Raw genomic sequence first — 25,323 nt, 5'->3', positions numbered from 1 at the left:
TTACGCGCCGAGGCCCGCCAGTACGAGTGCGAGCCGGGACGTCCCGGTGTCGCCGACCCGGACGGGCACGCCCCAGTCCTGCTGATGAACGTGGCAGGCCGGGTACTCGTTCGCCGGGTCGTCGTCGCAGGAGGCCGCCATCGCGGAGACATGCAGCACGCCCTCGGTGACTCCGTCGGCCAGCACCAGTTCGCGGTGGAGGTCCGTACCTGCGCCGCCGCCCTCCGCCAGCAGTTCGGGCGGGGTGGCGGAGACCAGCAGCCGGGTCGAGGGGCCGTAGCGCGTGTCGAGCTTCTGGCCCGTCGGCGCCGTGAAGACGACGTCCAGCGTCAGCGCGCCGGGGGCGACCTCGGTGGCCTCGCGCTGGGTGCGGTGGGCGACGGCCTCGACCTTGACCGCCTCGTCGGGCAGCCGCAGCCGGGTCAGCCGGTGCCGCGCGGACTCGACGACCACGATGTCCTCACCGACGAGCACCGCGTCGCTCGGCTCCCGCAGATCCGTTGCCAGCGTGGTCACTTCACCGGTCGCCGGGTCGTAGCGGCGCAGCGCGTGGTTGTACGTGTCCGAGACGGCGACCGAGCCGTCCGGCAGCGCGGTGACGCCCAGCGGGTGCTGGAGCAGGGCCTGTTCCGCGGCGCCGTCGCGGTGCCCGAAGTCGAAGAGCCCGGAGCCGACGGCCGTACGGATCACGAACCCGTCCCCGTCCCCGTCGCCGTCCCCTTCGCCGTCCCGGTCGCCGTCTCCCGCCCGCTCCACGTAGCGCAGGGCGCTGGTCTCCGAGTCCGCGATCCACAGCCGGTCCCCGGCCGCCGCGAGTCCGGACGGCTGGGCGAACCACGCCTCGGCGGCGGGCCCGTCCACCAGCCCCTCATTGGTCGTACCGGCCGCGACCGCGACCGTCCCGGCGGCCGGGTCGTACGTCCACAGCTGGTGGACCCCGGCCATCGCGATCCAGACCCGGTCCGCCCACCACGCGACGTCCCACGGCGAGGAGAGGTCCACCTCCAGGGCGGGCCCCTCGGTCGGCGAGCCCTGCCACCACTGCCTGCCGGTCCCGGCGACGGTCTCGATCGCGCCGCTGACCGGGTCGTACGTCCGCAGCGCGTGGTTCACGGTGTCCGCGACGATCACCTTGCCGTCGGGGAGCAGCGCGAGCCCCTGCGGTTCGCTGAAGGAGTCCGGGCCCGAGCCGCGCACGCCACCGCCGATCCGCCGGACGACCGTCTCGCCGTCCGCCTCCAGCTCGACCAGCTGATGACGGGTGGAGTCCGAGACGAGGAAGTGCCCGCCGGGCAGCACCAGCGCCTTGCCGGGGAAGCGCAGATCGGTCGCGACGGGCTCCGGCGGCACGTACGGGCCGTCCCCGCGCCGCAGCGTCCCCTTCGCCGCGTGCTCGGACTCCAGCTCCTCCACCAGCTTCGCGATGGCGTGCGCATGACCCTCACCGGCGTGCTGGGCCACGACATAGCCCTCGGGGTCGATGACGACCAGCGTCGGCCAGGCGCGTACGGCGTACTGCTTCCAGGTCGCCAGCTCGGGATCGTCCAGCACCGGGTGGTGCACCCCGTACCGCTCGACGGCGTCGACGACGGACTGGTGCTCGGCCTCGTGCACGAATTTCGGCGAGTGGACACCGATGATCACGACCGTGTCCCGGTGCTTCTCCTCCAGCTCCCGCAGCTCGTCGAGGACATGCAGACAGTTGATGCAGCAGAACGTCCAGAAATCGAGAATGACGATGCGTCCGCGCAGGTCGGCGAGGGTGTACGACATCTCGCCGGTATTGAGCCAGCCGCCCTTGCCGATCAGCTCGGGGGCACGGACCCGGGCGCGGCGGGACGGGGGTGAAGCGGGGGCGGGGGTCGCGTCGGTCATGAAACAAGGGTGCCACCACCGAAAACGCCCCGGCGTCCAGGGACCCCACAACCGCGGGCGCCGCACCCCGCGCACGGCCGTACGCGTGCGCCCGCGCTCGTATGCGTGCACCTGCGCCCCTGCCGACCGTCGTCTCCGCTCCCCGGGTACCCGTCCTCCATGAGATATCTCGTGCGCGACAAGATCTTCGCGATCGGCGACGACTACTGGATCGAGGACGAACAGGGCCGGCGGGCCTTCCGCGTCGACGGCAAGGCGCTGCGGCTGCGCGACACCCTTGAACTGAAGGCACCCACCGGGCAGGTGCTGATCACCCTGCGGCAGAAACTGCTCAGCCTGCGGGACGCCATGATCATCGAGCGGGACGACCGGACGCTCGCGACGATCCGCAGAAAGCGGCTCTCGCTGCTGCGCAATCACTACCGGGTCTCCCTGGCCGAGGGCACCGAGCTCGATGTGAGCGGGCGGATCCTGGACCTGGAGTTCGCGATCGAGTACGACGGCGAACTGCTGGCCCATGTCTCACGGCGCCGGCTGCGGATGCGGGAGACGTACGGCGTGAATGTCGTACGGGACGACGCGGACCACGCGCTGCTGATCGCCGTGGCGGTGTGTGTGATCAGGATGGCGGAGAAGGAGTACGAAGAAGACGTCTGAGCGGGGGCTCGGGGGGCGCGGCTGAGCGGGGCGCGGGGGCGCGGGGCGCAGGGCGCGGCGCCTTCGGCCATGGGCCTGAGCGGGCGCGCGGGGCGCGGCGCCCTTCGGCCACGGGCCTGACCGCGGGCCTATCCGGTCACTCTCGGCGTCTCCAGCCCCAGCCGGCGGTCCTTCAGAGCCGGGAAGCGCTCGCGGGTCGTCGCGACCACCGCCGGATCGAGATCCACGGTCAGGACCTCCTCGTCCGTCCCCGCTTCGGCAAGCACCTCGCCCCAGGGGTCCACCACGATGCTGTGCCCGGACTGCTCCACCCCGGCGTGCGTACCGGCGGTCGCGCAGGCCAGGACGTACGCCTGGTTCTCCACGGCGCGTGCGCGGGCGAGCAGCGTCCAGTGCGCGCGCCTGCGGGCGGGCCAGCCGGCCGGGACGACGAGCGTCTCGGCGCCCGCGTCGACCAGCCCGCGGAACAGTTCGGGGAAGCGCAGGTCGTAGCAGGTGGCAAGGCCGAGGGTGGTCTCCGGCAGCCGGACAGTGACCAGTTCGCCGCCCGCGCCCATCAGCGTCGCCTCGCCCTTGTCGAAGCCGAAGCGGTGGATCTTGCGGTACGTACGGACCAGCTCACCGGCGGGGGAGAGCACGAGCGAGGTGTTGTAGAGGGTCCCGTCCGGAGCGTGCTTGTCCGGCGCGTAACCGTCCGGAGCATGCCCGTCCGAGGCCCGCTCCACGATGGATCCCGCGTGCAGCCAGACGCCCGCGTCCCTCGCCGCCCTGGACATCTCCCGGAAGGTGGGCCCGTCCACCGGCTCCGCCTCGTCGGCGAACGACTCGTACGCGAAGGCCCCCACCGGCCAGAGCTCCGGAAGCACGACCAGATCGGCGCCGCGCTGCTCCATTACCATCGCCGCCGCGCGCTGTCTACGCGAATCGACCGATTCGTACGGGTCTACTGCGATCTGAATCAACGAGGCGCGCACGGTACCACCGTCCTGGCATTCGAGCCGTCAACACGGGCCTACGATCGTCACACGAAAGCACTGCCGGGGTGCCATCGGGCAGCGTAACTTAGCTGCCAAACCTCCCACGCAGCCCGCAGCCCGCAGCCCGCAGCCCGCCCGCCAGCAAGCCAGCCCGCGTACCGCAGAACCGCCGAGGGGTCCCGTGACCGTCCATCCCAGCCTTCAAAACTACGCCGATGCCTGGACCCACTCCATCGATGCCATAGCCGAGCTGGTGCAGCCGCTCGTCGAGGGCGAATGGAACCGCCGCACACCGTGCCCCGGTTGGTCCGTACGAGACATCGTCTCGCATGTCATCGGCCTGGAATGCGAGATGCTCGGGGACCCGCGGCCCATTCACTCGCTGCCGCGCGACCTGTACCACGTACGGGACGACCACACTCGCTACATGGAGATGCAGGTCGATGTGCGGCGCCACCACACCGCGCCGGAGATGACCTCCGAACTGGAGTACACGATCATCCGCCGCAACCGGCAGCTGCGGAACGAGAACCGCTCCCCCGACACCATGGTCCGCGCCCCGCTGGGCGCCGAGCAGACCCTCGAAGCCGCCATGCGCGCGCGGGCGTTCGACATCTGGGTGCATGAGCAGGATCTGCGCACCGCGCTGAACAGGCCCGGAAACCTGGACTCACCGGGCGCGGTGGTCGCCCGCGACGCGCTGCTGGCCGCGCTGCCGAAGGTCGTCGCCAAGAAGGCGGGCGCGCCGCCGAACTCGGCGGTCGTCATCGATGTCAGCGGCCCGGTGGAGTTCCTCCGTACGGTCAGGGTGAACGCCGACGGACGCGGTTCGGTGGACGGCTCCCCCTCGCTCGGCCCCTTGGTGACGCTCGCGACGGACTGGGAGACGTACTTCCGGCTGGCGTGCGGACGCGTGCGGCCCGCGGCGGTGGCGGATCGCGTCAAGATCGACGGTGATCTTGATCTGGCCGAGGCGATTCTGCGGGAGTTCGCGGTCACGCCGTAGGGCGGCCGGGCACGGCGGCAGGCACCGGGCCCGGCTCGTACGTACGCGTCATCCGGTACGTAGGCGTCACCGGTACGCACGCGTCAGCCGGTACGTACGTACACGTCACCTCACGTCACGCCGGTCACGCCGGTCACGCCGGTACGTGCACGGCCTCCACCCGGCTCGCCACCAGCCGCTCCCGCTCCCGGCGCGCGGTGCGGTTCCGCAGCCGCAGGATCTGCACGATCCCGATCGCCTGGAGAACGAAGACGGTCGAGAACGCGATCCGGTAGTTGTCGCCGGTCGCGTCCAGCAGGACGCCGACCGCGAAGAGCGTCGTCATCGAGGCTGTGAAACCGCCCATGTTGACGATTCCGGAGGCCGTGCCCTGACGCTCCGGCGGGTTCGCGGGCCTGGCGAAGTCGAAGCCGATCATCGACGCGGGCCCGCACGCGCCCAGGACCGCGCAGAGCGTGATCAGCAGCCACATCGGGGCATGGTCACCGGGGTACACGATCGTCACCGCCCAGGCCAGCGCCGACGCCCCGACGGTGCCCAGGGCCAGCGGCGCCCTCGCCGCGTGGTGGCGGGCGATGACCTGCCCGTACACGAGCCCGACGACCATGTTGGAGAGCACGATCAGGGTGAGCAGTTCGCCCGCGACGGCACGGGACAGGCCCTGCGCCTCGACGAGGAACGGCATCCCCCACAGCAGCAGGAAGAACATCGCCGGGAACTGGGTGGTGAAGTGCACCCACATCCCCAGCCGGGTACCGGGTTCACGCCAGGACTCGGCGATCTGCTTCCGTACGTACGCGGCGCCCGCGTGCTCGGCGGGCGGCGGCTCATGGCCCTCCGGGTGGTCCTTGAGGAAGAGCAGCAGCAGTACGAGGACGAAGACCCCGGCGAGCGCGCTGCCCGCGAAGGTCGTGGTCCAGCCGAGACCGTTCAGGGTGCGGGAGATGAAGATGGTGGAGACGAGATTGCCCGCCATCCCGAAGAGCGCGGCGACCTGGGCGATCATCGGCCCGCGCCGGGCCGGGAACCAGCGGGTGCCGAGCCGCAGCACGCTGATGAAGGTCATCGCGTCACCACAGCCGAGAAGCGCGCGGGAGACGAGGGCGGTGCCGTACGAGGGGGAGAGCGCGAAGCCGAGCTGCCCGACGGTGAACAGCACGACGCCGATGGTCAGCACCTTCTTGGTGCCGAGCCGGTCGACCATCAGGCCGACGGGTATCTGCATGCCCGCGTACACGAGCAGCTGAAGTATGGAGAACGTCGACAGGGCCGAGGCGTTGACCCCGAAGCGGTCGGCGGCGTCGAGGCCGGCCACGCCCAGGCTGGTACGGAAGATGACGGCGACGAAGTAGACGGCGACGCCTATGCCCCATATCCAGGTGGCACGGCGCCCGCCGGGTGGATCGCCTGGGAGGGCGACCGAGGCGGCGCTCACCGGGCCTCACCCCGGACCAGCACCTTGACCCGGCTGACATGCCGGCGCAGACACTGCGCGGCGCCGTCCGCGTCGCCGGTTCTGATGGCGTCGAGCATCTCGGTGTGCTCGGTGATGTTCTTGGCGATGCGGTCGGGGTGCGCTTCGAGTACGGCGACGCCCATCCGCAACTGACGGTCCCTGAGCTGGTCGTAGAGCTTGGAGAGGATCTCGTTGCCCGCGTGGCGCACGATCTCGGCGTGGAAGCACCGGTCCGCGACGGCGACGGCCGCGAGATCCCCGTCCTCGGCCAGCCGCCGCTGCTCGTCCAGCACCTCCTCAAGCCGCGCGATCAACCGCACGGACGCCGGCACGGCCTTCCGTACGGCGAACTCCTCGACCAGCAGCCGGGTCTCGACGACATCCGCGATCTCCTGCGCGGAGACGGCGAGCACGAGGGCACCCTTTTTCGGATAGAGCTTGATCAGCCCCTCGACCTCCAGCTTGAGCAAGGCCTCCCGCACGGGCGTACGAGACACCCCGACGGCTTCGGCCAGCTCACCTTCGGTCAGCAGGGTGCCGCCTTCGTAACGGCGGTCGAGAACGGCTTCCTTGATGTGGCTGTACACGCGGTCGGCGGCGGGCGGTTGCTTCATGGAGGCGGCAGGGGCAGCAGGGGCGGGGGCAGGAGCGGGCGGCATGCGCACAGCTTAGATACAACAGAGGCACAACAGCAGGCCGCGTCCGGGATTCGGACATGAGTCACCCAGAGTGATGAACCTCGTCGCGGACGCTGGCATATTCGATTTGCTCCGCTTTACGTTCCGCCAAGGAGGTGGTTCGTATGAACGGACCTAGCAGGCAATCGAACACGCCCGCACGGCGCGAGGCGATCGACATCAACGACTTCGTGTACGGAGCGACGGGCTTCCGGATCCGGCGGCTGACGATGCCGGACGGGAGGCACTGGTTCCCGGCGGTGGACGTATGCAAGCAGCTTGGGCACAGTAATTCGAGACAAGCTCTTCTCGACCATGTCCCCGAGAGACATCGAGACTTTCTTGAGACCGTCACTCAGGGATATGGTCTCAGCATTCCCGCAGGTAGAGAGTGGCGCCGAGACTTGCAACTCATCGACCTGAAGGGCCTGATTCTTCTCGTCAACGGGTGCACGAAAGTCTCGTGCAGACCGTTCAAGGAGTGGGTCACCGAGGTCATCCTGACGGTCCAGCGCGAGGGTTCCTACACGTTCCCCGAAGCCGGAACGGAGTCGGCCGGTCCGGCGGCGACGAGGGCAGTGCCGGAGCCGGCGGCACCCGTGTCGTACGCGCTGCCCGAACAGGTCGCCGACGCGATCGTCCGTCTCGAAGAGCGGAACGTTCGAATGGACGAGGAGTTCGCGGCCGTACAGCGCGAATCCCTCGCGTTACGACGCGAATCGCTCACCACCCAGCGTGAGGTGCTCGCGGCGCATCAGGCCACCGCGCGCGCGATGGAGCGGATAGCGGACCGCCTCGACGGCCTGCTCACCGAGCGTTCGGCAGCCACCGCCCCGGCACCGGCCGCCCAGCCCCCGCGCCCCACCGCCGAGGCGGTCCTCGCCGACTGGAAGACGCGGATGTCCGTGACGGAGGACGTCTGGGCCGTCGCCGTCACCATCGCCCCGGCACTCGCCGAAGAGGGAGAGTTGCGTCAGCCGCTGGAGACCATCGCGGCCAGGACGGGCCTGTCGGTCCGCCGCGTCAACGAGTGCCTGCGGTTCATGCGGAAGCACGCGTGCATCGAGGCGCGGGGCGGGGCCCCGGACGGCTCACCGGTCTACGTACTCCGCAGCCGTACCGACTCACCGCAGCGATCCGAGCCGGAGCCGTCATGACCTGAATCACGGATTCCCTCCCGTGTCGCGTACATCCCTCCGGTCCGCTCGTGCGTCATCTAGTGGGGCCCGTTTCCCAAGACGGCCCCACTTGGTGCTTTCCCTCGCATTCGCGGATTCGGAGCGTTTCTCTTGATACCCAGCCTCCCGGGCGCGCGCAGAGCCGCCGTTATCTCCCTCACCGCCGGCGCTCTCATGGCCGTCTCGGCCCTGGCCTCACCCGCTCAGGCGGCCACCGCGCCGTCCGTCAGCGCCAAGGGCGGGTTCGTGCTCAACAACGCGACCGGCGCGACGGTCTACAGCAAGACCGCCGACACCAGGCGTCAGATGGCGAGCACGACGAAGATCATGACCGCCGCCGTGGTGCTCAGCACCAAGGGCGTCGACCTCAACCGCAAGGTGACCGTCAAGCAGGCCTACCGCGACTACGTCGCCAAGGAGGGCGCGAGCACGGCGGACCTGCGGACCGGTGACAAGGTCACCGTGCGGCAGCTGCTCTACGGCACGATGCTGCCCTCCGGCTGCGACGCGGCCTACGCCCTCGCCGACACCTTCGGCACCGGCTCCACCAACGCCGCCCGCACCAAGTCGTTCATCGCGAAGATGAACGCGAAGGCCGTCGAACTCAAGCTCAAGAACACCAAGTTCGACTCCTTCGACGGCATATCGCAGGCCGGGAACAACTACACCACCCCGCGCGACCTCGCCAAGATCGCCCAGTACGCGATGAAGAACTCCAACTTCCGCGCGGTCGTGAAGGCCACCTCGTACAAGACCACGGCGCCGACCAGCACCGGCGGCACGCGCACCTACACCTGGTACCAGACGAACAAGCTGCTCGGCTCCTACAACGGCGCCATCGGCATCAAGACCGGAACCGGCACGGCTGCCGGCCCCTGCCTGGTCTTCGCCGCCACGCGCGGCAGCAAGACCCTCGTCGGTGTCGTCCTGAACGGCGCCGACCGTTACAAGGACGCGGCGAAGCTGCTGGACTACGGCTTCGGGACGTCGACGGCGAAGACGATGAAGCTGCGGACGCTCCCGGCGGACGCGCAGCAGGACTGATCCAGGGTTCTACGACTTGAGCAGGCCGGCCCGGAACGCCTCCCATGCGGCGGGGGCGAGGAGCAGCACCGGGCCGGCTGAGTCTTTGGAGTCACGGACGGCGACGGTTCCGGGGAGGTTGAGGGCCACCTCTACGCAGTCGTTGGATGCTGCGCTGTAGCTCGACTTCTTGAACTCAAACAACATCACTTGCTCAATCCCTTGCTAATGCTGCCAATGAACCGGATGGAGTCGTAGGGCGACAGACTCGCCCTGGCCGCTCGGTCGAAGAGCGTAGCGAAAACGGCGCTCTCCTCAGCGTTTTCAATCCAGATCGTGGACCCAAGAGCGTCCATGTGCACGACGTCGACAGCCTCATCCTCCCCGAAGGAGAGGATGTTGAACGGACCACCGCTGCATGGGTGCGCGCCAGCCCGGAAGGGCAGCACCTGAATCTGAACATTCGGGAGTTCTGCCAGCTCGCAAAGGTGTGCGAGCTGCCGACTCATCACCTCCGGTCCGCCCATCAACTGCCGGAGCGCCCCCTCCCAAATCACCGCGTGGATCCGCAGCGGTTGCTCACCGTACAGCCGCTCCTGACGCTTCGCCCGTCCCGTGACGACGTCCTCAATCCGATCGATGTCATCCCAGGACATGTCCGCGACACACATTGCCCGAACGTATTCCGGTGTCTGGAAGAGCCCTGGGATGAGGGCCAGTTGCCATTGTCTGACCCTGTGCGCTCCGTCTTCCATCTCGATGTACTCGACTTGGGTGGCGATGGTGGGAGTGTCGTTCCACCACCCTTTCACTTTGCGTCGCTCCCGGTCCGTCTTCGCCAGTTCCAGCATCCGGTTGACGACCTCGGTGTCCTTTACTTCATACAGTTGACACAGCGCCTTGATGTCCGGGTCCCGCATAGGAACCCAGCCACGCTCCATCTTGACGATCTTCGTCGCGGTCGCGCTCAGTATCTGGGCCGCTTCCTGCTGCGTCTTGCCCGCAGCCACTCGCAAAGCGAGTAGCTCGCCACCCAACCTGCGGCCAAGCACTGTGGAAGCTCGGTTGCCATTTGCGCGCGCTCCGGATGTCGCCATATCGCCCTCCTGCTGACTTGCGAACAGTGTTGCAGTCCGCACCTTCGGGTTGACCCTCGTCACCCGTCTGGGGAATATATTCCCCAGACATCTTGCTCTCAAGTTGCCGACGCAGTTACGTTCAGCGCCCAACCGCTCGCACTGTGGCGCCAACTTGGTGGAAGTGCACCGCCCTGCCCTGCGCCAGAGCAGCCCGCGGCATCGCCACTGCCATGCGCACCACGTGCGGGCAGACCCGCCGCACACGGAAAGGTGCGCGTCCATGACCTCAGCCCAACAAGAGGCGTCCGAACCCGAGTTCTCTCCGGTTCTCCAGGAGGACCGGCTGAACTACACCCCCACCGCCGGCAGCGTCAGCCTCGCGCGGCGGCGCGCCGCGCGGCTCGTCACTCAGTGGGGGCATCCCGAACTCGCCTGGTCCACCGCCCTGGTGGTCAGCGAGCTCGCCACCAACGCCCTGCTGCACGGCAGCTTGCGTGACCGCCTCTTCCAGGTACGAACCACCCTCCGGCCGAGGACCCTCCGTATCGAGGTCAGCGACCCGCGCGGAGAGCGACTGCCGAGCCTGCGCATCACCGAGGACGACGAATGCTTCGGTCGGGGACTGCACATCGTCACGCAGCTCGCGGACCGCTGGGGCACCCAGCCCCGCAGCGTCGGCAAGACCGTCTTTGCCGAGCTCAACGTACGGACAGGCACCGCGCGGTGATCGATCCCGTCACCGACAGAGCCCTGTGGGGCGTCGTCGCGCTCGCCATCAGCCTCATCGTGCTGGTGATCGGCATTCTGTACGCGGCGACCTGGCGCCCCGAGCACGAGCCACCCCAGGCTCCGGCAGCCGCCGAAGAGGTGTACACGTACATCTGTTACTGCCACCGCGAGCCGGTCCACATCACCCTCCGCGCCTCCGAACTCCCCCGCAGACACGCACGCGGACACTGGAGACGGTGAGGGGCGGGAAGTAGCCGGGGGGGGGCTGGGTTTGTGGGCCGGTTCTGTTCTTGGCTTGCTGGCTGGTGGGTGGTCTACGCAGTAGTGGAGTGGGGCGGCCCGGCACAGGCTCAGCGGCTGCCCCCCGTGGGCGGCTGGGATTCATGCCCCGCTGGTGGAGAAGGACTTCGACTGCCGGTCAGGACCGAGGGGTAGTCGGGGTGACCCGGTAGGTTTGGTGTCGGGTGGGGGCCGCCCCTAGGTTTCAGTTTCGCGGTTCCGGGTCGGGCGTCAAGGGCGCTCCTGCGTCGCGTCGGCTGCGCCGATTGCGCTTCGCTCCACCCTTGACACCCGCCCCTCCACCGCAAGTGCAGCTTTGAGGGGGGCGGCCCGGGGGAGGGGTCCCCGGAGGGGATCCGTGCATGGGGGCGGTCCGTTGCCGACCGTCGGTCCGGTGGGTGGGGGCGCGGCAGTGGAGTGGGGCGGCCCGGCACCGGCTCAGCGGGCTGGTGTGGATGGTTGGTCAGGACTCATGCCCCGCTGTGAGGGTCCTTTGTCGGGTGGCACCTGTTGGCAGGGGTGGACGAGCCCGCCACCTGCTCCCTATGTCCCAGTTTGGAAGGGGCTTTGGGGGGTCCTCCGGCGGGTGATGCGTCCTGAGGTCGGTTAACCCGTCACCACGACACATCACCGCCCCTGACCGGCCCACTCGGCGCCTCATCAGTCACACCTGTCCCCTCACCCACACACCCTCACCAGCGGGGCATGAGTCCCGGCCACTTCCCGACCGTCAGACGCTTTGCCGGGGCCGGGCCGCCCCACTCCACTGCCGCGCAGACCAACCACCGGACCAGCGGTCGGCAACCGGCCCCCGGAACAAGCGAGCCTCCCCGGGGACCCCTCCCCCCGGGCCGCCCCCCTCAAAGCAGCACTTGCGGTGGAGGGTTGGGTGTCCAGGGTGGAGCGAAGCGCAATCGGCGCAGCCGACGCGACGCAGGAGCGCCCTTGACGCCCGACCCGGAACCGCGAAACTGAAACCTAGGGGCGGCCCCCACCCGACACCAAACCCCCGGCCATATCACCGCGTCGCAGGTGGATTCTCGAACGAACGCCCCGCAATTACCCGATTGGGCACCGGCCTTACTCAGAAAATCTCCCCCAAGAGGAAAAGCGCCCGGCCCCGATCTCCCGCGCTCGAACTGGGAGCCGAATTCAAGCCGTAGAGGGGTTCGACGTGTACTCCTCCATGTCGGCGTGGCTGTGCCGGTGGCGTGCGGAGGTATGCGCAATTCTGAGTCACGGACCGCGAGGAGCGCGGGCCATGGGGAACGTTCCTGCTGGAGGTAAAGAGTGTCAAGACAGCGTCTACGGCTGGGAGTTCTCGCCGCCGCGGCCCTGGTTCTGTCGGGTCCTTCGGTCGCTCCGACCGCCGCGGTAACCCCTTGGTCGGTCGGCACGAGCGTCCATGCGCAGACCGTCCGAGCGAGCCCGTCGGCCGACGAGGACCCCGGCTTTGCCAAGAGGCGCCAGGAAGCCCAGGCCAAGGGGCTCATCGACGCCGACGGCAGGGTCCCGGGAAGTCAGCGCGAGGGGATCCGGGCGTGGCCACACGATGACACGGGATACCGAATCCAGCCCCGGGACCTGGCGTTCCTCGGGCTGACGCGGCAGCAAGTCGACTGGTGGCGCCGCTACCAGGCACCCTTGGGGACGACTCCGAAGCAGTTCAAGGACATGTCGTCGTCTCTGTCCAGGGTCCTGTGCTCCGACTGCAAGCGTCCTCAGGACTACGACGTACGGCTCCAGGGATCATGGGCGTTCTTCTTCTCGGGCCGCCACAAGAACTTCCCGACCGAACGGGAATTGGCCGGACAGCCTCTGGCGCTGGAAAGGCTCCGGCAGTGGATGGGCTCCACACCTCCCAGCGAGCGACCGGCACGCCGTCCATTCGAAACGCTGTACAAACTGGGGGCGCTCGATGAGAACGGGCAGCCGGTCGGACCCAGCGACGGCGACTTTCACATCTCATCCGATGTAATGGTGGCCGCGGCCCGGCAGAAATGGGATGAGCTGAGGGACGCGGGAAAGCTCACCGATGAAGATCTCCGGAAGGGGTTCATTCATCAGAAGTACAGTTTCGTCAACCGGACGGCGGTTCGGGAGGCATTCCCGGAGCTTGAGAAGTGGGCGATCATGTGGGAGGAGCGATTGGGGCGTCCTGTCGCTCCTTCGCTGTTCCCCAGCTCCGGACCTCCCAACAAGTCCCAGGTGGGGACTGGGGTGTCCACTCATTTCCGGAACTCCGACTGGCTGGTGACGGTCTCGTCGAAACGCTGATTCCGTCCCGGTCCTGCGGGAGACCGCGAGGACCGAAGGAGCCCCACGGCCGTGCGCGCCGTGGGGCTCCGTCGTCGGGGCGCTCGGGCCCCATGCTGCTACGCCCAGGTGATCAGGCGCTTCGGCTGCTCCAGGATCGCGGCGATGTCCGCCAGGACCTGGGAGCCCAGTGCGCCGTCGACCAGGCGGTGGTCGAACGAGAGCGCCAGCGTGGTGACCTGCCGGGGCTTCACCTTGCCCTTGTGGACCCACGGCTGGGGCTTGATCGCGCCGACCGCGAGGATCGCGGACTCGCCCGGGTTGAGGATCGGCGTACCGGTGTCGACTCCGAAGACGCCGACGTTGGTGATCGTGACCGTGCCGCCCTGCATCGCCGCCGGGGTCGTCCTGCCCTCGCGGGCCGTGGACACCAGCTCCCCCAGCGCTTCGGCCAGTTGGGGCAGCGTCTTGTCGTGCGCGTCCTTGATGTTCGGGACGATCAGACCGCGCGGGGTCGCCGCCGCGATGCCCAGGTTGACGTAGTGCTTGAGGACGATCTCCTGGTTCGCTTCGTCCCAGGCCGCGTTGACCTCGGGGTTCCGCTTGATCGCGACCAGCAGCGCCTTGGCGATGAGGAGCAGCGGGTTGATCCGCAGGCCCGCCATGTCCTTGTCGGACTTCAGCTCCTCGACCAGCTTCATCGTGCGCGTCACATCGACGGTGATGAACTCCGTGACATGCGGCGCGGTGAAGGCGCTGCCGACCATGGCCGCCGCCGTGGCCTTCCGTACGCCCTTGATCGGGATACGGGTCTCCCGGCCGGTCGCCACGCCCGTCACCTGGGCCGGCGTCGCCGGTTCGGCGGCCGGAGCCGGGGCGGGAGCCGCGACCGCCGGGACGGTGGCCGCCGCGGGAGCCGTCGCCGCGTGGACGTCCTCGCGGGTGATGATCCCGCCCGGACCCGTCGGCGTGATCGTCGCCAGGTCCACGCCGAGGTCCTTGGCGAGCTTGCGTACGGGGGGCTTGGCCAGCGGACGGGACTGCGGCGGCGTGGCCGGGTGCCCGTTCATCTCCGCCTGGATGGCCGCGGTCGCCGCCTCCGCGGCGGTCGCCTGCTCCGGCACCGAGGCACCCGGAGCGCCCTTGCGCGCGCGCCGCTTCGTGGACGCCTCGGCGACCCCGTACCCGACGAGGACCGGCGTACGCCCCATCGGCTCGGCGGGCTCCGCCGGTTCCCCGGTGACAGCAGGGGCAGCGGGGGCAGGCGTGGCAGACGCGGCAGGCGTGGCAGACGCGGGAGGCGTGGCAGGCCCCGGTTCAGCGCTGCCCGGTGTCACGTCCACCGAGATGATGGACGCGCCGACGTCGACCGTCGTGCCCTCCTCGAAGCGCAGCTCGTGCACCACCCCGTTGTACGGAATGGGCAGTTCGACAGCCGCCTTCGCGGTCTCGACCTCGCACACCACCTGGCCGTCGGTGACGGAATCGCCCGGCTGTACGTACCACTTGAGGATCTCGGCCTCGGTAAGGCCCTCGCCCACGTCGGGCATCCTGAACTCGCGGTAGCGAGCCGAGGCGCCGGAAGCGGTGGAAGTGTCAGCAGTCATGGTCACGGCACTCCTCAGTACGCGAGCGAGCGGTCGACGGCGTCGAGCACCCGGTCCAGACCCGGAAGGTACTCGTCCTCCAGCCTGGCCGGCGGATACGGCGCGTGGTAGCCGCCGACCCGCAGCACGGGGGCCTCCAGGTGGTAGAAGCACCGCTCCGTGAGGCGCGCGGCGATCTCCGCGCCGGAGCCGTAGAAGACCGGTGCCTCGTGCACCACGACCAGCCGGCGCGTCTTCTCCACCGACGCCTGGATCGTGTCGAAGTCGATCGGGGACATCGACCGGAGATCGACGACCTCCAGCGACTTGCCCTCCTCCTCGGCCGCCGCGGCGGCCTCCAGACAGACCTTCACCATCGGACCGTACGCCGCGAGCGTCAGGTCCGTACCCTCCCTGGCGACCCGCGCGCCGTGCAGCGGGCCGGGGATGGCCTCGGTGTTGACCTCGCCCTTGTCCCAGTAGCGCCGCTTCGGCTCGAAGAAGATCACCGGGTCGTCGCTCTGGATGGCCTGCTGCATCATCCAGTACGCGTCCGACGCCGTGGACGGCGAGACGATCTTCAGACCCGCGACATGCGCGAAAAGCGCCTCGGGGGACTCGCTGTGGTGCTCGACAGCGCCGATGCCGCCGCCGTACGGGATACGGATCACGACGGGCAGCTTGATCTTGCCCAGCGAGCGGGCGTGCATCTTCGCGAGCTGCGTGACGATCTGGTCGTAGGCGGGGAAGACGAAACCGTCGAACTGGATCTCCACCACCGGCCGGTAGCCGCGCAGCGCGAGACCGATGGCCGTGCCGACGATGCCCGACTCGGCGAGCGGGGTGTCGATGACGCGGTCCTCGCCGAAGTCCTTCTGCAGGCCGTCCGTGACGCGGAAGACGCCGCCGAGCTTGCCGACGTCCTCGCCCATGATCAGGACCTTGGGGTCGGTCTCCAGCGCCTTGCGGAGCGACTCGTTGATCGCCTTGGCGATCGGGAGCTTCTGTACGGCCATGGCTACTTGCCCTCCCCGGCGGAACCACTCTGGGTGTCCTCGAACGACGCCTGGTACGCGGCGAACTGCGCGCGCTCCTCGTCGACAAGCGCGTGCCCGTCGGCGTAGACATGGTCGAAGATCGCCATGGGGTCCGGGTCGGGCATGGCCCGCACTACCTCTCGTACCCGCTTTCCGAGCGTCTCGCTCTCCTCGTCCAGAGCCGTGAAGAACGCCTCGTCGGCATGGCCCTCCCGCTCCAGGTACCTGCGCAGCCGCAGGATCGGGTCCTTGGCCTCCCAGGCCTCCCGCTCCTCGTCCGCGCGGTACTTGGTCGGGTCGTCGGAGGTGGTGTGCGCGCCCATCCGGTAGGTGAAGGCCTCGACCAGCATGGGCCCCTCGCCCCGGCGGGCCCGCTCCAGCGCGGCGCGGGTCACGGCGAGACAGGCCAGTACGTCATTGCCGTCGACCCGGACGCCGGGGAAGCCGTACCCCTGCGCGCGCTGGTAGAGCGGCACCCGGGTCTGCTTCTCGGTCGGCTCGGAGATCGCCCACTGGTTGTTCTGGCAGAAGAAGACCACCGGCGCGTTGTAGACCGCGGCGAAGGTGAACGACTCGGCGACATCGCCCTGGCTGGAGGCGCCGTCCCCGAAGTACGCGATCACGGCCGAGTCCGCGCCGTCCTTGGCGACGCCCATGGCGTAGCCGGTGGCGTGCAGGGTCTGGGAGCCGATGACGATGGTGTAGAGGTGGAAATTGTTGCTGTTGGGGTCCCAGCCTCCGTGGTTCACACCACGGAACATCCCCAGCAGATTCGTCGGGTCGACCCCGCGGCACCAGGCCACGCCGTGCTCACGGTAGGTCGGGAAGACATAGTCGTCGTCGCGCAGCGCGCGACCCGAGCCGATCTGCGCGGCCTCCTGGCCCAGCAGTGAGGCCCATAGTCCCAGCTCGCCCTGTCGCTGGAGCGCCGTGGCCTCGGCGTCGAAGCGGCGGGTCAGGACCATGTCCCGGTACAGCCCGCGCAACTCCTCCGGGGTCAGGTCGATCCCGTAGTCCGGGTGCTCGACCCGCTCGCCCTCGGGGCTGAGCAGTTGTACGAGCTGAGGCTCAGAACTCTGGGGCTGCGGCGTCCTCTTGGCGCTTGCGCGCTTGGTGCCGCTGCTGCGTCGCGGTTTGCGAGCGGCAGTGCTCTCCACGGTCACGTGCGTGCTCCTCCGTCTGTCCGGCTCCCGGGATCCGCCGGGAACCAGTCGGCTCGCCTGTTTCCGCCGCGTGCACGGGGTGGGTGCGACCCGGCCGGGACAGGCGTGACAGGTGCCCCGGCGAGCGCCCTGTCACAGGCACGTTACCCAGTGGGGGCTATTACTGTGAAACCCCTTCTGACCTGCAATTTTGCTTGGATTTCCAAGTAAATCGCCAAAGTCTGGAACAACCACTGGTCACAGCCTTGCAGGCCGCCGGAACAACGGCACGTTATCCCGCTGATCTGCGGCAGGGAAGGGGTGAATGTGTGAGACTGGATTCTGTGTACAAGGACGGAAAAATTACGGTATTTCTTGTTGATGACCATGAAGTCGTCCGCAGGGGCGTCTTTGAGCTTCTGTCCGTCGAGGACGACATCGAGGTGGTCGGGGAAGCGGGTACGGCGGCGGACGCGACGGCCAGAATCCCGGCGACCCGGCCCGATGTGGCGGTGCTCGATGTCCGGCTGCCGGACGGCAGCGGCGTGGAGGTCTGCCGGGAGATCCGCTCGCGGGACGAGTCCATCAAGTGCCTGATGCTCACCTCGTTCGCCGACGACGAGGCGCTGTTCGACGCGATCATGGCCGGGGCCTCGGGTTACGTACTGAAGGCGATCCGCGGCAATGAGCTGCTCACAGCGGTACGGGACGTGGCGGCGGGGCGGTCGCTGCTCGACCCGGAGGCGACGGCGCGGGTGCTGGAGCGGCTGCGTACGGGCAACACCCCGAAGGACGACAAGCTGGCCGGCCTCACCGACCAGGAGCGCAGGATCCTGAATCTGATCGGTGAGGGCATGACCAACCGCGCGATCGGCGAGGAGCTGCATCTCGCCGAGAAGACGATCAAGAACTATGTCTCCAGCCTGCTCTCCAAGCTGGGGATGGAGCGCCGGTCGCAGGCGGCCGCGTATGTGGCGCGGCTCCAGGCGGAGAAGCCCTGACCCGGACTCCGCGGCAGTACGTGCCGGGACGGTGCGTACCGCGTCCGGCCCGGTCCTAATCGGGACCTACGTCCCGCGCATCCGGGGCCGCCTCCTCTGTTGGCGCGCCCTTTGGTAACGGACAGTGGACAACATGTTCACCGAGGAACTCCGAGCCATCGACCTGCTCAGCCGGGTGTCTTACGGGCGGGTGGCGACGAGTATGCGCGCGATGCCGTTCGTGGCGCCCGCCCGCCATGTCGTGGCCGGCGGTTCCGTCCTGCTGTGCATGCACGCGGGCCTCGGCTACCACCGGGCGTGCGGCGGCGGCGTGGTGGCGTACGGAGCGGACAACTTCAGCAGCGACGAGGCGGACCGGTGGTCGGTGGAGTTCACCGGCACCGCCGAGATCATCGAACCGACGGCCCCCGAGCGGGAAATGTTCGGCACGGGCCCGCATCGCGTGGACGGTGAACCATTCGATCCGGTCTATATACGGCTTACACCCCAGTTCGTTACCGTACATACGCTCGACTATTCCTTGGAGCGACGAAGCAAACACGTTGCGTGATCTAACATCTGACAAGTGCCGCGCTCATATGAAATCGCCGCACCTGCTGCGACCGCCGTGATCCCCATTCCCGCGCCTGCCGCCGCTCGTGCATCTCGTACCGTGCTTCCCCCCGTACATCCCTCCGCACCACCGCATCGCTCCGCACCACCGCACCCCTCAGCCCCGCTCCACCCGTCAGGCCCGCTCCACCCGTCAGCCCCGCTCCACCCGTCAGCCCCGCCTCACCCCTCCGCACCACTGCACTCCACCCTCCCGCTCCACGCCGCCGCTCCCCCCGTCCGCACGCTGCTCCGCCGCTACCGGAACGCGGGCGAACCGCTCTCCTGCGAGCCCGTCGCCCAAGGGCTCCTCAACCGCGGCTACCGGCTCCGCACCACCCGGGGCGCCTACTTCCTCAAGCACCATCTGGACGGCGACCGCGACACCATCACCCGCCAGCACCGCGCCACCCAGCGGCTCCAGACGCTCGGCGTGCCCGTCGCCCCGCCCGTCGAGAACGCCGACGGCGACACCGTCGCGGTCATCGGCGGCCACTGCTACGCCCTGCACCCGTGGATCGACGGACGCCATCGCGACGGCTCGCAGCTGTCCACCGCCGGGTCGGGGCACCTGGGCGCGCTCCTCGGGCTGGTGCACACCTGTCTGGAGCGGGTGATGGAACCGGACCCGACGACGCTCGCGTATGTCAGCCCCGACCCCGCCGACACCTTCGACCTCATCGATGAGCTGCTCTCCCTGGCCCGGGGCCGTACCCGCAGGGACGTCTTCGACGCGCTGGCCGAACACCGCCTCATGGAGCGCCGGGACCTGCTGGAACTCCACGCCCACCGCCGACCGCCCCCCGGCGCGGAACCGGCCACGGGCTGGGTGCACGGCGACTTCCACCCGCTGAATCTGCTCTACCGGGGCGACGAACCGGTCGCGATCATCGACTGGGACCGGCTCGGCGTACAGCCGCGCGCCGAGGAGGCGGTACGGGCCGCGGCGATCTTCTTCGTACGGCCGACGGGCGAGCTGGAGCTGACGAAGGTACGGGCGTACGCGCGCGCCTACCGCCGGGCGGCCGGAGCCCGCGCCTCCGAGCTGGCCGCGGCCGTGCACCGGGTGTGGTGGGAACGGCTCAACGACTTCTGGATGCTGCGCTGGCGCTACCAGCTGGACGACCGAAGGGCCGACCCGCTGTTCGCCGCGGTGTCGGCCCTCGCGGTGTGGTGGACGCGGGAGTACGAGGCGGTGCGCGAGGCCTTCGCCGGCTGATCCCGGCTCGGGGAGCGGCGCACGGCCCGACGGTCAGTCAGTGACGGTCAGTCAGTGACGGTCAGTTAGTGACGGTCAGTTAGTGACGCCTCCGGCGGTGAGTTCGCCGGTCGTGCCGCTCCCGCCGGGGGCGCCGTTGCCCGCGGTCGTGCCGCCGTCGGTGGTGCCGCCGTCGGTCGCGCCCCCGTCGGTCGTACCGCCGTCGCTCGTACCGCCGTCGGTGGTGCCCCCGTCGGTCGCGCCCCCGTCGGAGGTGCCCCCGTCCGACGTGCCCGTGCTCGTCCCGTTGCTGGAGCCGGTCGAACCCGTCTCCGGAGGGCTCGGCGGCGCCTCACTCGTCTTGCCGGACTCGCTCGGCGTCTCCGACGGCGTATCACTCGGCTTGTAGCTCGGCCAGTGGTCGCCCTCCGTGGAGGTGTCCTGCTCCGAGTCGTCCGCGCTCTGGGAGTCGGAGGGCGAGGGCGAATCGCTCGGCGTCGACTCGCTCGTGCTGACCGACGGCTTGTTCTCCCCCTTGTCGCCGGTGCCCGTATTGCCCATGCCCTGAATCGCGTAGGCCGCCCCCGCCACGATCGCGATCACCGCGAGCGCGACGAAGAGCCACATCTTGCCGCGACCGCCGCCGTTCTGGTGCCCGCCGTCGTACCCGCCGTCGTCCGGGTTCATCGGCGGCAGGATCGGGCCGTGTGAGGTGTCGCCGTGCGGCGGGTGACCCAGCGCGGTCGTCGCGGCCATGCCCATCGCCGGGGTGTTGCCGCCCATGTGCGGCTCGACCACGCCGGTGTTCCACGTGCCCGTATGGCTGCCCTGCTGCTGGAGCATCTGCATGCCGTACTGGATCAGCCCGCGCATCTCCTCGGCGCTCTGGAACCGGTCGTCCGGCTCCTTCGCGAGCGCGCGCATGACCAGGCCGTCCAGCTCCGGCGGCGCCACGTCCGAGACCTCGGACGGCGGGACCGGGATGTCCTGGACGTGCTGGTAGACGACCGAGAGCGGGGTCTCCCCGGTGAAGGGGGGACGCAGGGCGAGCAGTTCGTAGAGCAGACAGCCCGTGGCGTACAGGTCGCTGCGGTGGTCGACGGCCTTGCCCAGCGCCTGCTCGGGCGAGAGGTACTGCGGCGTGCCCATGACCATGCCGGTCTGGGTCATCGTCGACTGCGCGCCGTGCAGGGCGCGCGCGATGCCGAAGTCCATCACCTTCACCGCGCCGGCGTCCGTGATGATCACGTTCGCGGGCTTGATGTCCCGGTGCACGATGCCGTGCTGGTGCGAGTAGGCGAGCGCCTCAAGCACCCCGGAGACGATGATCAGTGCCTGCTCGGGCGGCGGGGCCTCCGCGCTGACCAGCAGATCGCGGATGGTGCGGCCCTCGACCAGCTCCATCACGATGTACGGCACGGTCTGGCCGTTGACGGTGTCCTCGCCCGAGTCGTACACCGCCACCACCGCGTGGTGGTTCAGCCCGGCGACCGACTGTGCCTCGCGGGTGAATCGGGCCTTGGAGACCGGGTCCTCGGCGAGATCCGCCCGGAGCAGCTTGACGGCGACGATGCGTCCGAGCCGTACGTCCTCGGCCGCGAACACCTCGGCCATGCCGCCGCGGCCCAGGCGGTGGGTCAGGCGGTAGCGGCCGTCGCCGACCATTCCGCCGACCAATCCGTTGTCGCCCCAGGAGTCCGCCGCATCCGGCACTCCGCCGCCTGCTTCGGGTTCGGGTGCCATCAGTCCTCGCCGTCGTTTCTGTCCGCGGAGCGACCGCGCGCTCGGTCCGCGGTATGTCTGTGTGTCTCAGGGGATGTCTCAGGAGTGGCTATGCCACATCACGCTACAGCCTCCATGTGACACGCCGGTCCGGGATGGACCGGTCATGAAACCCGCTCACACGCCGCCCATGCAAATTCCATGGGTTTCCTGTAACGCTTCCGAGACGCTTGTTGTGCGTACGGTCACGGAACGGGCACCCGGCTTGACGTGTCACTGCCCTCGGGCAGACTTGGCGCGTATTCGCGTATCGCGGGATCTTCACAGCGGATCTTCATTGCGGATCTTCGACAACGGGTCTTCGACAACGGGTCGTCGCGTGGCACCACCGCGTCAGCGCGCCGAGGGGGAAGCGGGGAAGCACAGTCATGAGCCAGGACGGCGCACGGGGCCGCCATGCGGGCGGTTCGGTCGCGGGCGGCCGGTACCAGCTTCGCGACCTGCTCGGCGAAGGCGGAATGGCGTCCGTATATCTGGCGTACGACGTGGCCCTGGACCGCCAGGTGGCGATCAAGACCCTCCACACCGAGCTGGGGCGCGAGCAGTCCTTCCGCGAGCGCTTCCGCCGTGAGGCCCAGGCCGTCGCCAAGCTGTCGCACACCAATATCGTCTCCGTCTTCGACACCGGCGAGGATGAACTCGCGGGCGCGCTGATGCCGTACATCGTCATGGAGTACGTCGAGGGGCAGCCGCTCGGCTCCGTACTCCAGGCGGACATCGCCCAGTACGGCGCGATGCCTGCCGACAAGGCGCTGAAGGTGACGGCCGATGTGCTGGCCGCGCTGGAGACCAGCCATGAGATGGGGCTGGTCCACCGGGACATCAAGCCCGGCAACGTGATGATGACCAAGCGCGGCGTCGTCAAGGTCATGGACTTCGGCATCGCGCGTGCCATGCAGTCGGGTGTGACGTCGATGACACAGACCGGCATGGTCGTCGGTACGCCGCAGTATCTGTCGCCCGAGCAGGCGCTCGGGCGTGGTGTCGACGCGCGCTCCGACCTCTACTCGGTCGGCATCATGCTCTTCCAGCTGCTGACTGGCCGGCTGCCGTTCGACGCGGACTCGCCGCTGGCGATCGCGTACGCGCATGTGCAGGAGGAGCCGGTCGCCCCCTCCAGCATCAACCGTTCGATCACCCCCGCGATCGACGCCCTGGTCGCTCGGGCCCTGAAGAAGAACCCGAACGAGCGCTTCCCGAGCGCGGAGGCGATGCGCGACGAATGCGCGCGGGTGCTGCCCGGCGGGCAGACGGGCGCGCCGGTGATCGTGCAGGGCATTCCGCCGAACAGCGGCGCGGGCGTGGGCTCCGCGGTCTTCCCGCCGGTGGACAGGTCGGCCCAGGGGCCGCCGAGCGGGGCGGGCGTACGGACGCCGTACCAGCCGGGTCCTTACGGGCCGCCGACGCCGGCGCCGACGCATACGCCGGGACCCGGTGCCGGCCACGGTACTGGCCCCGGCTACGGCTACGGCTATCCGCAGGCGCCGTCGTCGGCGTACCAGGCCCCGTCGCCTGCTCCGCGGCCGTACACGATGTCACCCCAGCCCCAGACGACGCCGGGACACGGTGGCCACGGGGGGCATGGTGCGCATGGTGCGTACGGCGGGGGCGGCCGGCCCGGCGGCCGACGCAACATGCCGGTCGTCGTGGGCTCGATCGCGGTCGCGATCCTCGCGATCGGTGGGCTGATCACCGCGCTCTCGATGAACAAGGGCTCGGACGACAACGCGAACGGGGATCCGGTCACCAGCGACTCCGCCGCGCCGGCCGCGGGCCACCGCGACCCGGAGCGGAACCGCACCATCGACGCGACGAAGTGCTCGGACGCCTCGGAGGACGGCCTCGACCCGACCAAGGTGAGGGTCCCCGACCTGCGGTACAAGGACATCCTCTCGGTGAAGGACTGTCTGCGTGCGGCCGGCTGGACCTGGTCGGAGCCGAAGAAGCAGAACGACGGCACGCAGGCCGAGGACATCGTGATCGGCCAGTACCCGCGGCCGGGTGCCGCCGTGCTGCCCAAGGAGCAGGAGTTCGAGCTGACGATCTCCACGGGGGACCCGGAGTAGCGGGACGGGCCCGCGGCAGCGGGACGGGCCCGGAGTGCGGGCGGGCCCGAAGCAGCGGGATTGGCCCGGAAGAGTCGGACTGGGGGCCGGAGCGGTCGGCCTGGGGGCCGCAGCGGTCCGTTCGGACAGGCCCTGTCCGTCGTACTTCCGAGCGGCGTGTAGCACTCGCGACGGACTGACCGTTCGCCCCCTGCGCCCCCGTCACATACGGAACATCCGGGATGCCGGAGTTGTCGCCCCATGTGACGCTGGATCGGTGACTCCAAGGTTCCGCACCTCTTGCGCGATCGCGGTCGCATCCCTGCTGCTGACCGCACCAGCCGCGTACGCCGAGGAGTCCGCCCCACCTCCGTCACTCACGTCCGTCGCCCCGGAGCCCGCGGTCTCCTCGCTGGCCGGGCGGCTCGCCGGGGAGGGGAAGACACGGCCGGGCAGGCCGCCGGACCCGGACTCCGAGGACGCGCCGCCGGAGGACGCGCCACCGGAGGACGTGGGCCCGAGCGCGAGCGCGGAGAGCGCCGCCCCCGCGCGTCCCGGCCGGCCCTCCTCCCCGGCGAAGCCGCACGCCCCTTCCCGTAAGCCGTCGTCCTCCTCCTCCGCACCCGCGAAGCCGTCTGCCTCCGCCGAGGCGCGTACGGACGAGGAGGCGGCGGACGAGTGGGACGCGGCCGACGAGCCGGGGGAGGCCCCGAGGCCGCCGGAGCCGCAGGCGGACACGGGCGAGCCGACGGCATCCGACTCCGCGCCGCCCACCGCCGCCCGCAGGCCTGACGCGACGGCCCTCGGCAGATCGGGCACGCGGCCGATTCCCGTACTGACCCTGGGCGCCGGGATCACGCTGCTCGGCCTGGGGCTCGGCTTCCTCGGGCTGCGCCTCCGACGCCGCTGAGACCTCTGGTGGCTCTTGAGACCTCCCGGTGGATTCCCGGTGGCCGCCTGGTGGTCCTCCCGGTGGTCCTCCTTATGGCGTACTTATGAGGTCCATCTCAGGTCCCTTGCGAGCCGGGACTTACTCGGTATACATACTGAGTATGTCCATTCGCCACGGGCTTCTCGCCCTCCTCGAACGCGGTCCGCGTTACGGCTCTCAGCTCCGTACGGAGTTCGAGTCGCGCACCGGTTCCACCTGGCCGCTCAACGTCGGCCAGGTCTATACGACCCTGAGCCGGCTGGAGCGCGACGGCATGGTCGCGCAGGAGGGCGTGGACGAGGGGGGGCACGCGCTCTACGTGATCACGGAGACCGGCCGTGCGGAGCTGCGGTCCTGGTTCCGTACACCCGTCGACCGCGCCAGCCCTCCCCGCGACGAACTGGCGATCAAGCTCGCCATGGCGGTCGGGGCTCCGGGGGTCGACATCCGGGAGGTCATCCAGTCGCAGCGGCACCACACCATCCAGGCGATGCAGGACTACACACGGCTGAAGGCACAGGCTCTGGAAGCCGTCCCGACCGACCGGGACGAGGTGGCCTGGCTCCTCGTCCTGGAACAGCTCATCTTCCAGACCGAGGCCGAGGCCCGCTGGCTCGACCACTGCGAGGTCCGGCTGATCCGGCTCGCGATGATGCCGAAGCGGAGCGGCGACACCTCGCAGACGACCTCGGGGAATCCGGGCACCGGGTCCACGCACACGCCCGCGCCCATGCCCGCGTCCGCGTCCGCACCGGCTTCCTCCACACCGGCTTCCGCGTCCACGCCGTCCGTCGGCCCGACGGCCGACTGACCGCGGT

Annotated in this window: 23 protein-coding genes; 13 read left to right on the top strand and 10 right to left on the bottom strand. The window is 69.4% G+C overall.

Annotated elements, in window-relative coordinates; translation table 11 throughout:
- Positions 1 to 1,875: an NHL domain-containing thioredoxin family protein gene (locus ACFRMN_RS09870; protein ID WP_383016018.1), complete on the bottom strand. Its 1,875-nt coding sequence runs from the start codon at positions 1,873 to 1,875 to the stop codon at positions 1 to 3.
- Positions 1,876 to 2,034: 159 nt separating this feature from the next.
- Between ACFRMN_RS09870 and ACFRMN_RS09865 the strand changes: the two genes are divergently transcribed.
- Positions 2,035 to 2,532: an LURP-one-related/scramblase family protein gene (locus tag ACFRMN_RS09865; RefSeq protein WP_383016015.1), complete on the top strand. Its 498-nt coding sequence runs from the start codon at positions 2,035 to 2,037 to the stop codon at positions 2,530 to 2,532.
- A gap of 128 nt (positions 2,533 to 2,660) precedes the next feature.
- Here ACFRMN_RS09865 and ACFRMN_RS09860 read toward each other — a convergent pair whose 3' ends face one another.
- Complete coding sequence (locus ACFRMN_RS09860) at positions 2,661 to 3,506, bottom strand: carbon-nitrogen family hydrolase (RefSeq protein ID WP_383016012.1); 846 nt, start codon at positions 3,504 to 3,506, stop codon at positions 2,661 to 2,663.
- 184 nt (positions 3,507 to 3,690) lie between these two features.
- On the opposite strand from ACFRMN_RS09860, the gene ACFRMN_RS09855 reads away from it, so the two are divergent.
- The gene (locus ACFRMN_RS09855; protein WP_383016009.1) at positions 3,691 to 4,515 is read left to right on the top strand and encodes a maleylpyruvate isomerase family mycothiol-dependent enzyme; all 825 of its coding nucleotides are present in this window, start codon (positions 3,691 to 3,693) and stop codon (positions 4,513 to 4,515) included.
- 133 nt (positions 4,516 to 4,648) lie between these two features.
- On the opposite strand, the gene ACFRMN_RS09850 is transcribed toward ACFRMN_RS09855, so the two are convergent.
- Positions 4,649 to 5,950 (bottom strand): nitrate/nitrite transporter, encoded by a 1,302-nt coding sequence (locus ACFRMN_RS09850; RefSeq protein WP_383016006.1) that lies wholly within the window; start codon positions 5,948 to 5,950, stop codon positions 4,649 to 4,651.
- Complete coding sequence (locus ACFRMN_RS09845; protein ID WP_383016003.1) at positions 5,947 to 6,630, bottom strand: GntR family transcriptional regulator; 684 nt, start codon at positions 6,628 to 6,630, stop codon at positions 5,947 to 5,949. Before ACFRMN_RS09845 ends, ACFRMN_RS09850 begins: the two co-directional genes overlap by 4 nt.
- Before the next feature lie 143 nt (positions 6,631 to 6,773).
- On the opposite strand from ACFRMN_RS09845, the gene ACFRMN_RS09840 reads away from it, so the two are divergent.
- Both ACFRMN_RS09840 and ACFRMN_RS09835 read left to right on the top strand, forming a co-directional pair.
- A complete protein-coding gene (locus ACFRMN_RS09840; protein ID WP_383016000.1) occupies positions 6,774 to 7,805 on the top strand; it encodes a Bro-N domain-containing protein in 1,032 nt (343 codons plus the stop codon).
- A 132-nt stretch (positions 7,806 to 7,937) separates the two neighbouring features.
- Positions 7,938 to 8,870, top strand: a complete 933-nt coding sequence (locus tag ACFRMN_RS09835) for a D-alanyl-D-alanine carboxypeptidase family protein (protein WP_383015997.1) — start codon at positions 7,938 to 7,940, stop codon at positions 8,868 to 8,870.
- Positions 8,871 to 8,879: 9 nt separating this feature from the next.
- Here ACFRMN_RS09835 and ACFRMN_RS09830 read toward each other — a convergent pair whose 3' ends face one another.
- A complete protein-coding gene (locus ACFRMN_RS09830; protein WP_383015994.1) occupies positions 8,880 to 9,056 on the bottom strand; it encodes a DUF397 domain-containing protein in 177 nt (58 codons plus the stop codon).
- Positions 9,056 to 9,946 carry a helix-turn-helix domain-containing protein gene (locus ACFRMN_RS09825; RefSeq protein ID WP_383015991.1) on the bottom strand — a complete coding sequence of 297 codons (891 nt, stop codon included), beginning with the start codon at positions 9,944 to 9,946 and terminating at the stop codon, positions 9,056 to 9,058. Before ACFRMN_RS09825 ends, ACFRMN_RS09830 begins: the two co-directional genes overlap by 1 nt.
- Before the next feature lie 262 nt (positions 9,947 to 10,208).
- On the opposite strand from ACFRMN_RS09825, the gene ACFRMN_RS09820 reads away from it, so the two are divergent.
- From ACFRMN_RS09820 to ACFRMN_RS09810, 3 genes are all read left to right on the top strand, one after another.
- Complete coding sequence (locus tag ACFRMN_RS09820; RefSeq protein ID WP_383015988.1) at positions 10,209 to 10,655, top strand: ATP-binding protein; 447 nt, start codon at positions 10,209 to 10,211, stop codon at positions 10,653 to 10,655.
- The gene (locus ACFRMN_RS09815) at positions 10,652 to 10,897 is read left to right on the top strand and encodes a hypothetical protein (RefSeq protein ID WP_383015985.1); all 246 of its coding nucleotides are present in this window, start codon (positions 10,652 to 10,654) and stop codon (positions 10,895 to 10,897) included. Before ACFRMN_RS09820 ends, ACFRMN_RS09815 begins: the two co-directional genes overlap by 4 nt.
- A 1,329-nt stretch (positions 10,898 to 12,226) precedes the next feature.
- Positions 12,227 to 13,213 (top strand): hypothetical protein, encoded by a 987-nt coding sequence (locus ACFRMN_RS09810; protein ID WP_383015982.1) that lies wholly within the window; start codon positions 12,227 to 12,229, stop codon positions 13,211 to 13,213.
- Between the two features lie 98 nt (positions 13,214 to 13,311).
- Here the strand turns inward: ACFRMN_RS09810 and ACFRMN_RS09805 are convergent, their stop codons facing one another.
- Genes ACFRMN_RS09805 through pdhA form a run of 3 tightly spaced genes read right to left on the bottom strand, consistent with a single transcriptional unit; the run spans position 13,312 to position 16,978 of the window.
- Positions 13,312 to 14,799: a dihydrolipoamide acetyltransferase family protein gene (locus ACFRMN_RS09805; RefSeq protein ID WP_383015979.1), complete on the bottom strand. Its 1,488-nt coding sequence runs from the start codon at positions 14,797 to 14,799 to the stop codon at positions 13,312 to 13,314.
- Between the two features lie 14 nt (positions 14,800 to 14,813).
- Positions 14,814 to 15,794, bottom strand: a complete 981-nt coding sequence (locus ACFRMN_RS09800) for an alpha-ketoacid dehydrogenase subunit beta (RefSeq protein WP_383015976.1) — start codon at positions 15,792 to 15,794, stop codon at positions 14,814 to 14,816.
- Between the two features lie 2 nt (positions 15,795 to 15,796).
- Positions 15,797 to 16,978, bottom strand: coding sequence for a pyruvate dehydrogenase (acetyl-transferring) E1 component subunit alpha (pdhA, locus tag ACFRMN_RS09795; RefSeq protein WP_383015973.1), 1,182 nt, complete (start codon positions 16,976 to 16,978; stop codon positions 15,797 to 15,799).
- Between the two features lie 323 nt (positions 16,979 to 17,301).
- Between pdhA and ACFRMN_RS09790 the strand changes: the two genes are divergently transcribed.
- The 3 genes from ACFRMN_RS09790 (at position 17,302) to ACFRMN_RS09780 (ending at position 19,768) form a co-directional block, all read left to right on the top strand.
- Positions 17,302 to 17,958 (top strand): response regulator, encoded by a 657-nt coding sequence (locus ACFRMN_RS09790; RefSeq protein WP_383016539.1) that lies wholly within the window; start codon positions 17,302 to 17,304, stop codon positions 17,956 to 17,958.
- A gap of 133 nt (positions 17,959 to 18,091) precedes the next feature.
- Complete coding sequence (locus ACFRMN_RS09785; protein ID WP_383015970.1) at positions 18,092 to 18,508, top strand: pyridoxamine 5'-phosphate oxidase family protein; 417 nt, start codon at positions 18,092 to 18,094, stop codon at positions 18,506 to 18,508.
- A gap of 240 nt (positions 18,509 to 18,748) precedes the next feature.
- Positions 18,749 to 19,768, top strand: coding sequence for a phosphotransferase (locus tag ACFRMN_RS09780; protein ID WP_383016536.1), 1,020 nt, complete (start codon positions 18,749 to 18,751; stop codon positions 19,766 to 19,768).
- A gap of 75 nt (positions 19,769 to 19,843) precedes the next feature.
- Here ACFRMN_RS09780 and ACFRMN_RS09775 read toward each other — a convergent pair whose 3' ends face one another.
- A complete protein-coding gene (locus ACFRMN_RS09775) occupies positions 19,844 to 21,490 on the bottom strand; it encodes a protein kinase (protein ID WP_383015967.1) in 1,647 nt (548 codons plus the stop codon).
- Between the two features lie 407 nt (positions 21,491 to 21,897).
- Here ACFRMN_RS09775 and ACFRMN_RS09770 point away from each other — a divergent pair, with 407 nt between their 5' ends.
- The 3 genes from ACFRMN_RS09770 (at position 21,898) to ACFRMN_RS09760 (ending at position 25,316) form a co-directional block, all read left to right on the top strand.
- The gene (locus ACFRMN_RS09770; protein ID WP_383015966.1) at positions 21,898 to 23,595 is read left to right on the top strand and encodes a protein kinase; all 1,698 of its coding nucleotides are present in this window, start codon (positions 21,898 to 21,900) and stop codon (positions 23,593 to 23,595) included.
- A 256-nt stretch (positions 23,596 to 23,851) separates the two neighbouring features.
- On the top strand, positions 23,852 to 24,484 hold the full coding sequence (locus tag ACFRMN_RS09765; RefSeq protein ID WP_383015963.1) for a hypothetical protein: 633 nt from the start codon (positions 23,852 to 23,854) through the stop codon (positions 24,482 to 24,484).
- Between the two features lie 142 nt (positions 24,485 to 24,626).
- A complete protein-coding gene (locus ACFRMN_RS09760) occupies positions 24,627 to 25,316 on the top strand; it encodes a PadR family transcriptional regulator (protein ID WP_383015959.1) in 690 nt (229 codons plus the stop codon).
- Positions 25,317 to 25,323: the final 7 nt, after the last annotated feature.

This window comes from Streptomyces sp. NPDC056835 (assembly GCF_042789485.1).
Taxonomy (GTDB): Bacteria; Actinomycetota; Actinomycetes; order Streptomycetales; family Streptomycetaceae; genus Streptomyces.
This window is presented reverse-complemented; position numbering and strand designations above follow the sequence as displayed.

Coding starts and splice junctions, on each gene's coding strand:
- ACFRMN_RS09845 (WP_383016003.1), bottom strand. CDS start 6,630: ATGCCGCCCGCTCCTGCCCCCGCCCCTGCTGCCCCTGCCGCCTCCATG.
- ACFRMN_RS09805 (WP_383015979.1), bottom strand. CDS start 14,799: ATGACTGCTGACACTTCCACCGCTTCCGGCGCCTCGGCTCGCTACCGC.
- ACFRMN_RS09865 (WP_383016015.1), top strand. CDS start 2,035: ATGAGATATCTCGTGCGCGACAAGATCTTCGCGATCGGCGACGACTAC.
- ACFRMN_RS09840 (WP_383016000.1), top strand. CDS start 6,774: ATGAACGGACCTAGCAGGCAATCGAACACGCCCGCACGGCGCGAGGCG.
- ACFRMN_RS09785 (WP_383015970.1), top strand. CDS start 18,092: ATGTTCACCGAGGAACTCCGAGCCATCGACCTGCTCAGCCGGGTGTCT.
- ACFRMN_RS09830 (WP_383015994.1), bottom strand. CDS start 9,056: ATGTTGTTTGAGTTCAAGAAGTCGAGCTACAGCGCAGCATCCAACGAC.
- ACFRMN_RS09760 (WP_383015959.1), top strand. CDS start 24,627: ATGTCCATTCGCCACGGGCTTCTCGCCCTCCTCGAACGCGGTCCGCGT.
- ACFRMN_RS09775 (WP_383015967.1), bottom strand. CDS start 21,490: ATGGCACCCGAACCCGAAGCAGGCGGCGGAGTGCCGGATGCGGCGGAC.
- ACFRMN_RS09820 (WP_383015988.1), top strand. CDS start 10,209: ATGACCTCAGCCCAACAAGAGGCGTCCGAACCCGAGTTCTCTCCGGTT.
- ACFRMN_RS09825 (WP_383015991.1), bottom strand. CDS start 9,946: ATGGCGACATCCGGAGCGCGCGCAAATGGCAACCGAGCTTCCACAGTG.
- ACFRMN_RS09770 (WP_383015966.1), top strand. CDS start 21,898: ATGAGCCAGGACGGCGCACGGGGCCGCCATGCGGGCGGTTCGGTCGCG.
- ACFRMN_RS09800 (WP_383015976.1), bottom strand. CDS start 15,794: ATGGCCGTACAGAAGCTCCCGATCGCCAAGGCGATCAACGAGTCGCTC.
- ACFRMN_RS09870 (WP_383016018.1), bottom strand. CDS start 1,875: ATGACCGACGCGACCCCCGCCCCCGCTTCACCCCCGTCCCGCCGCGCC.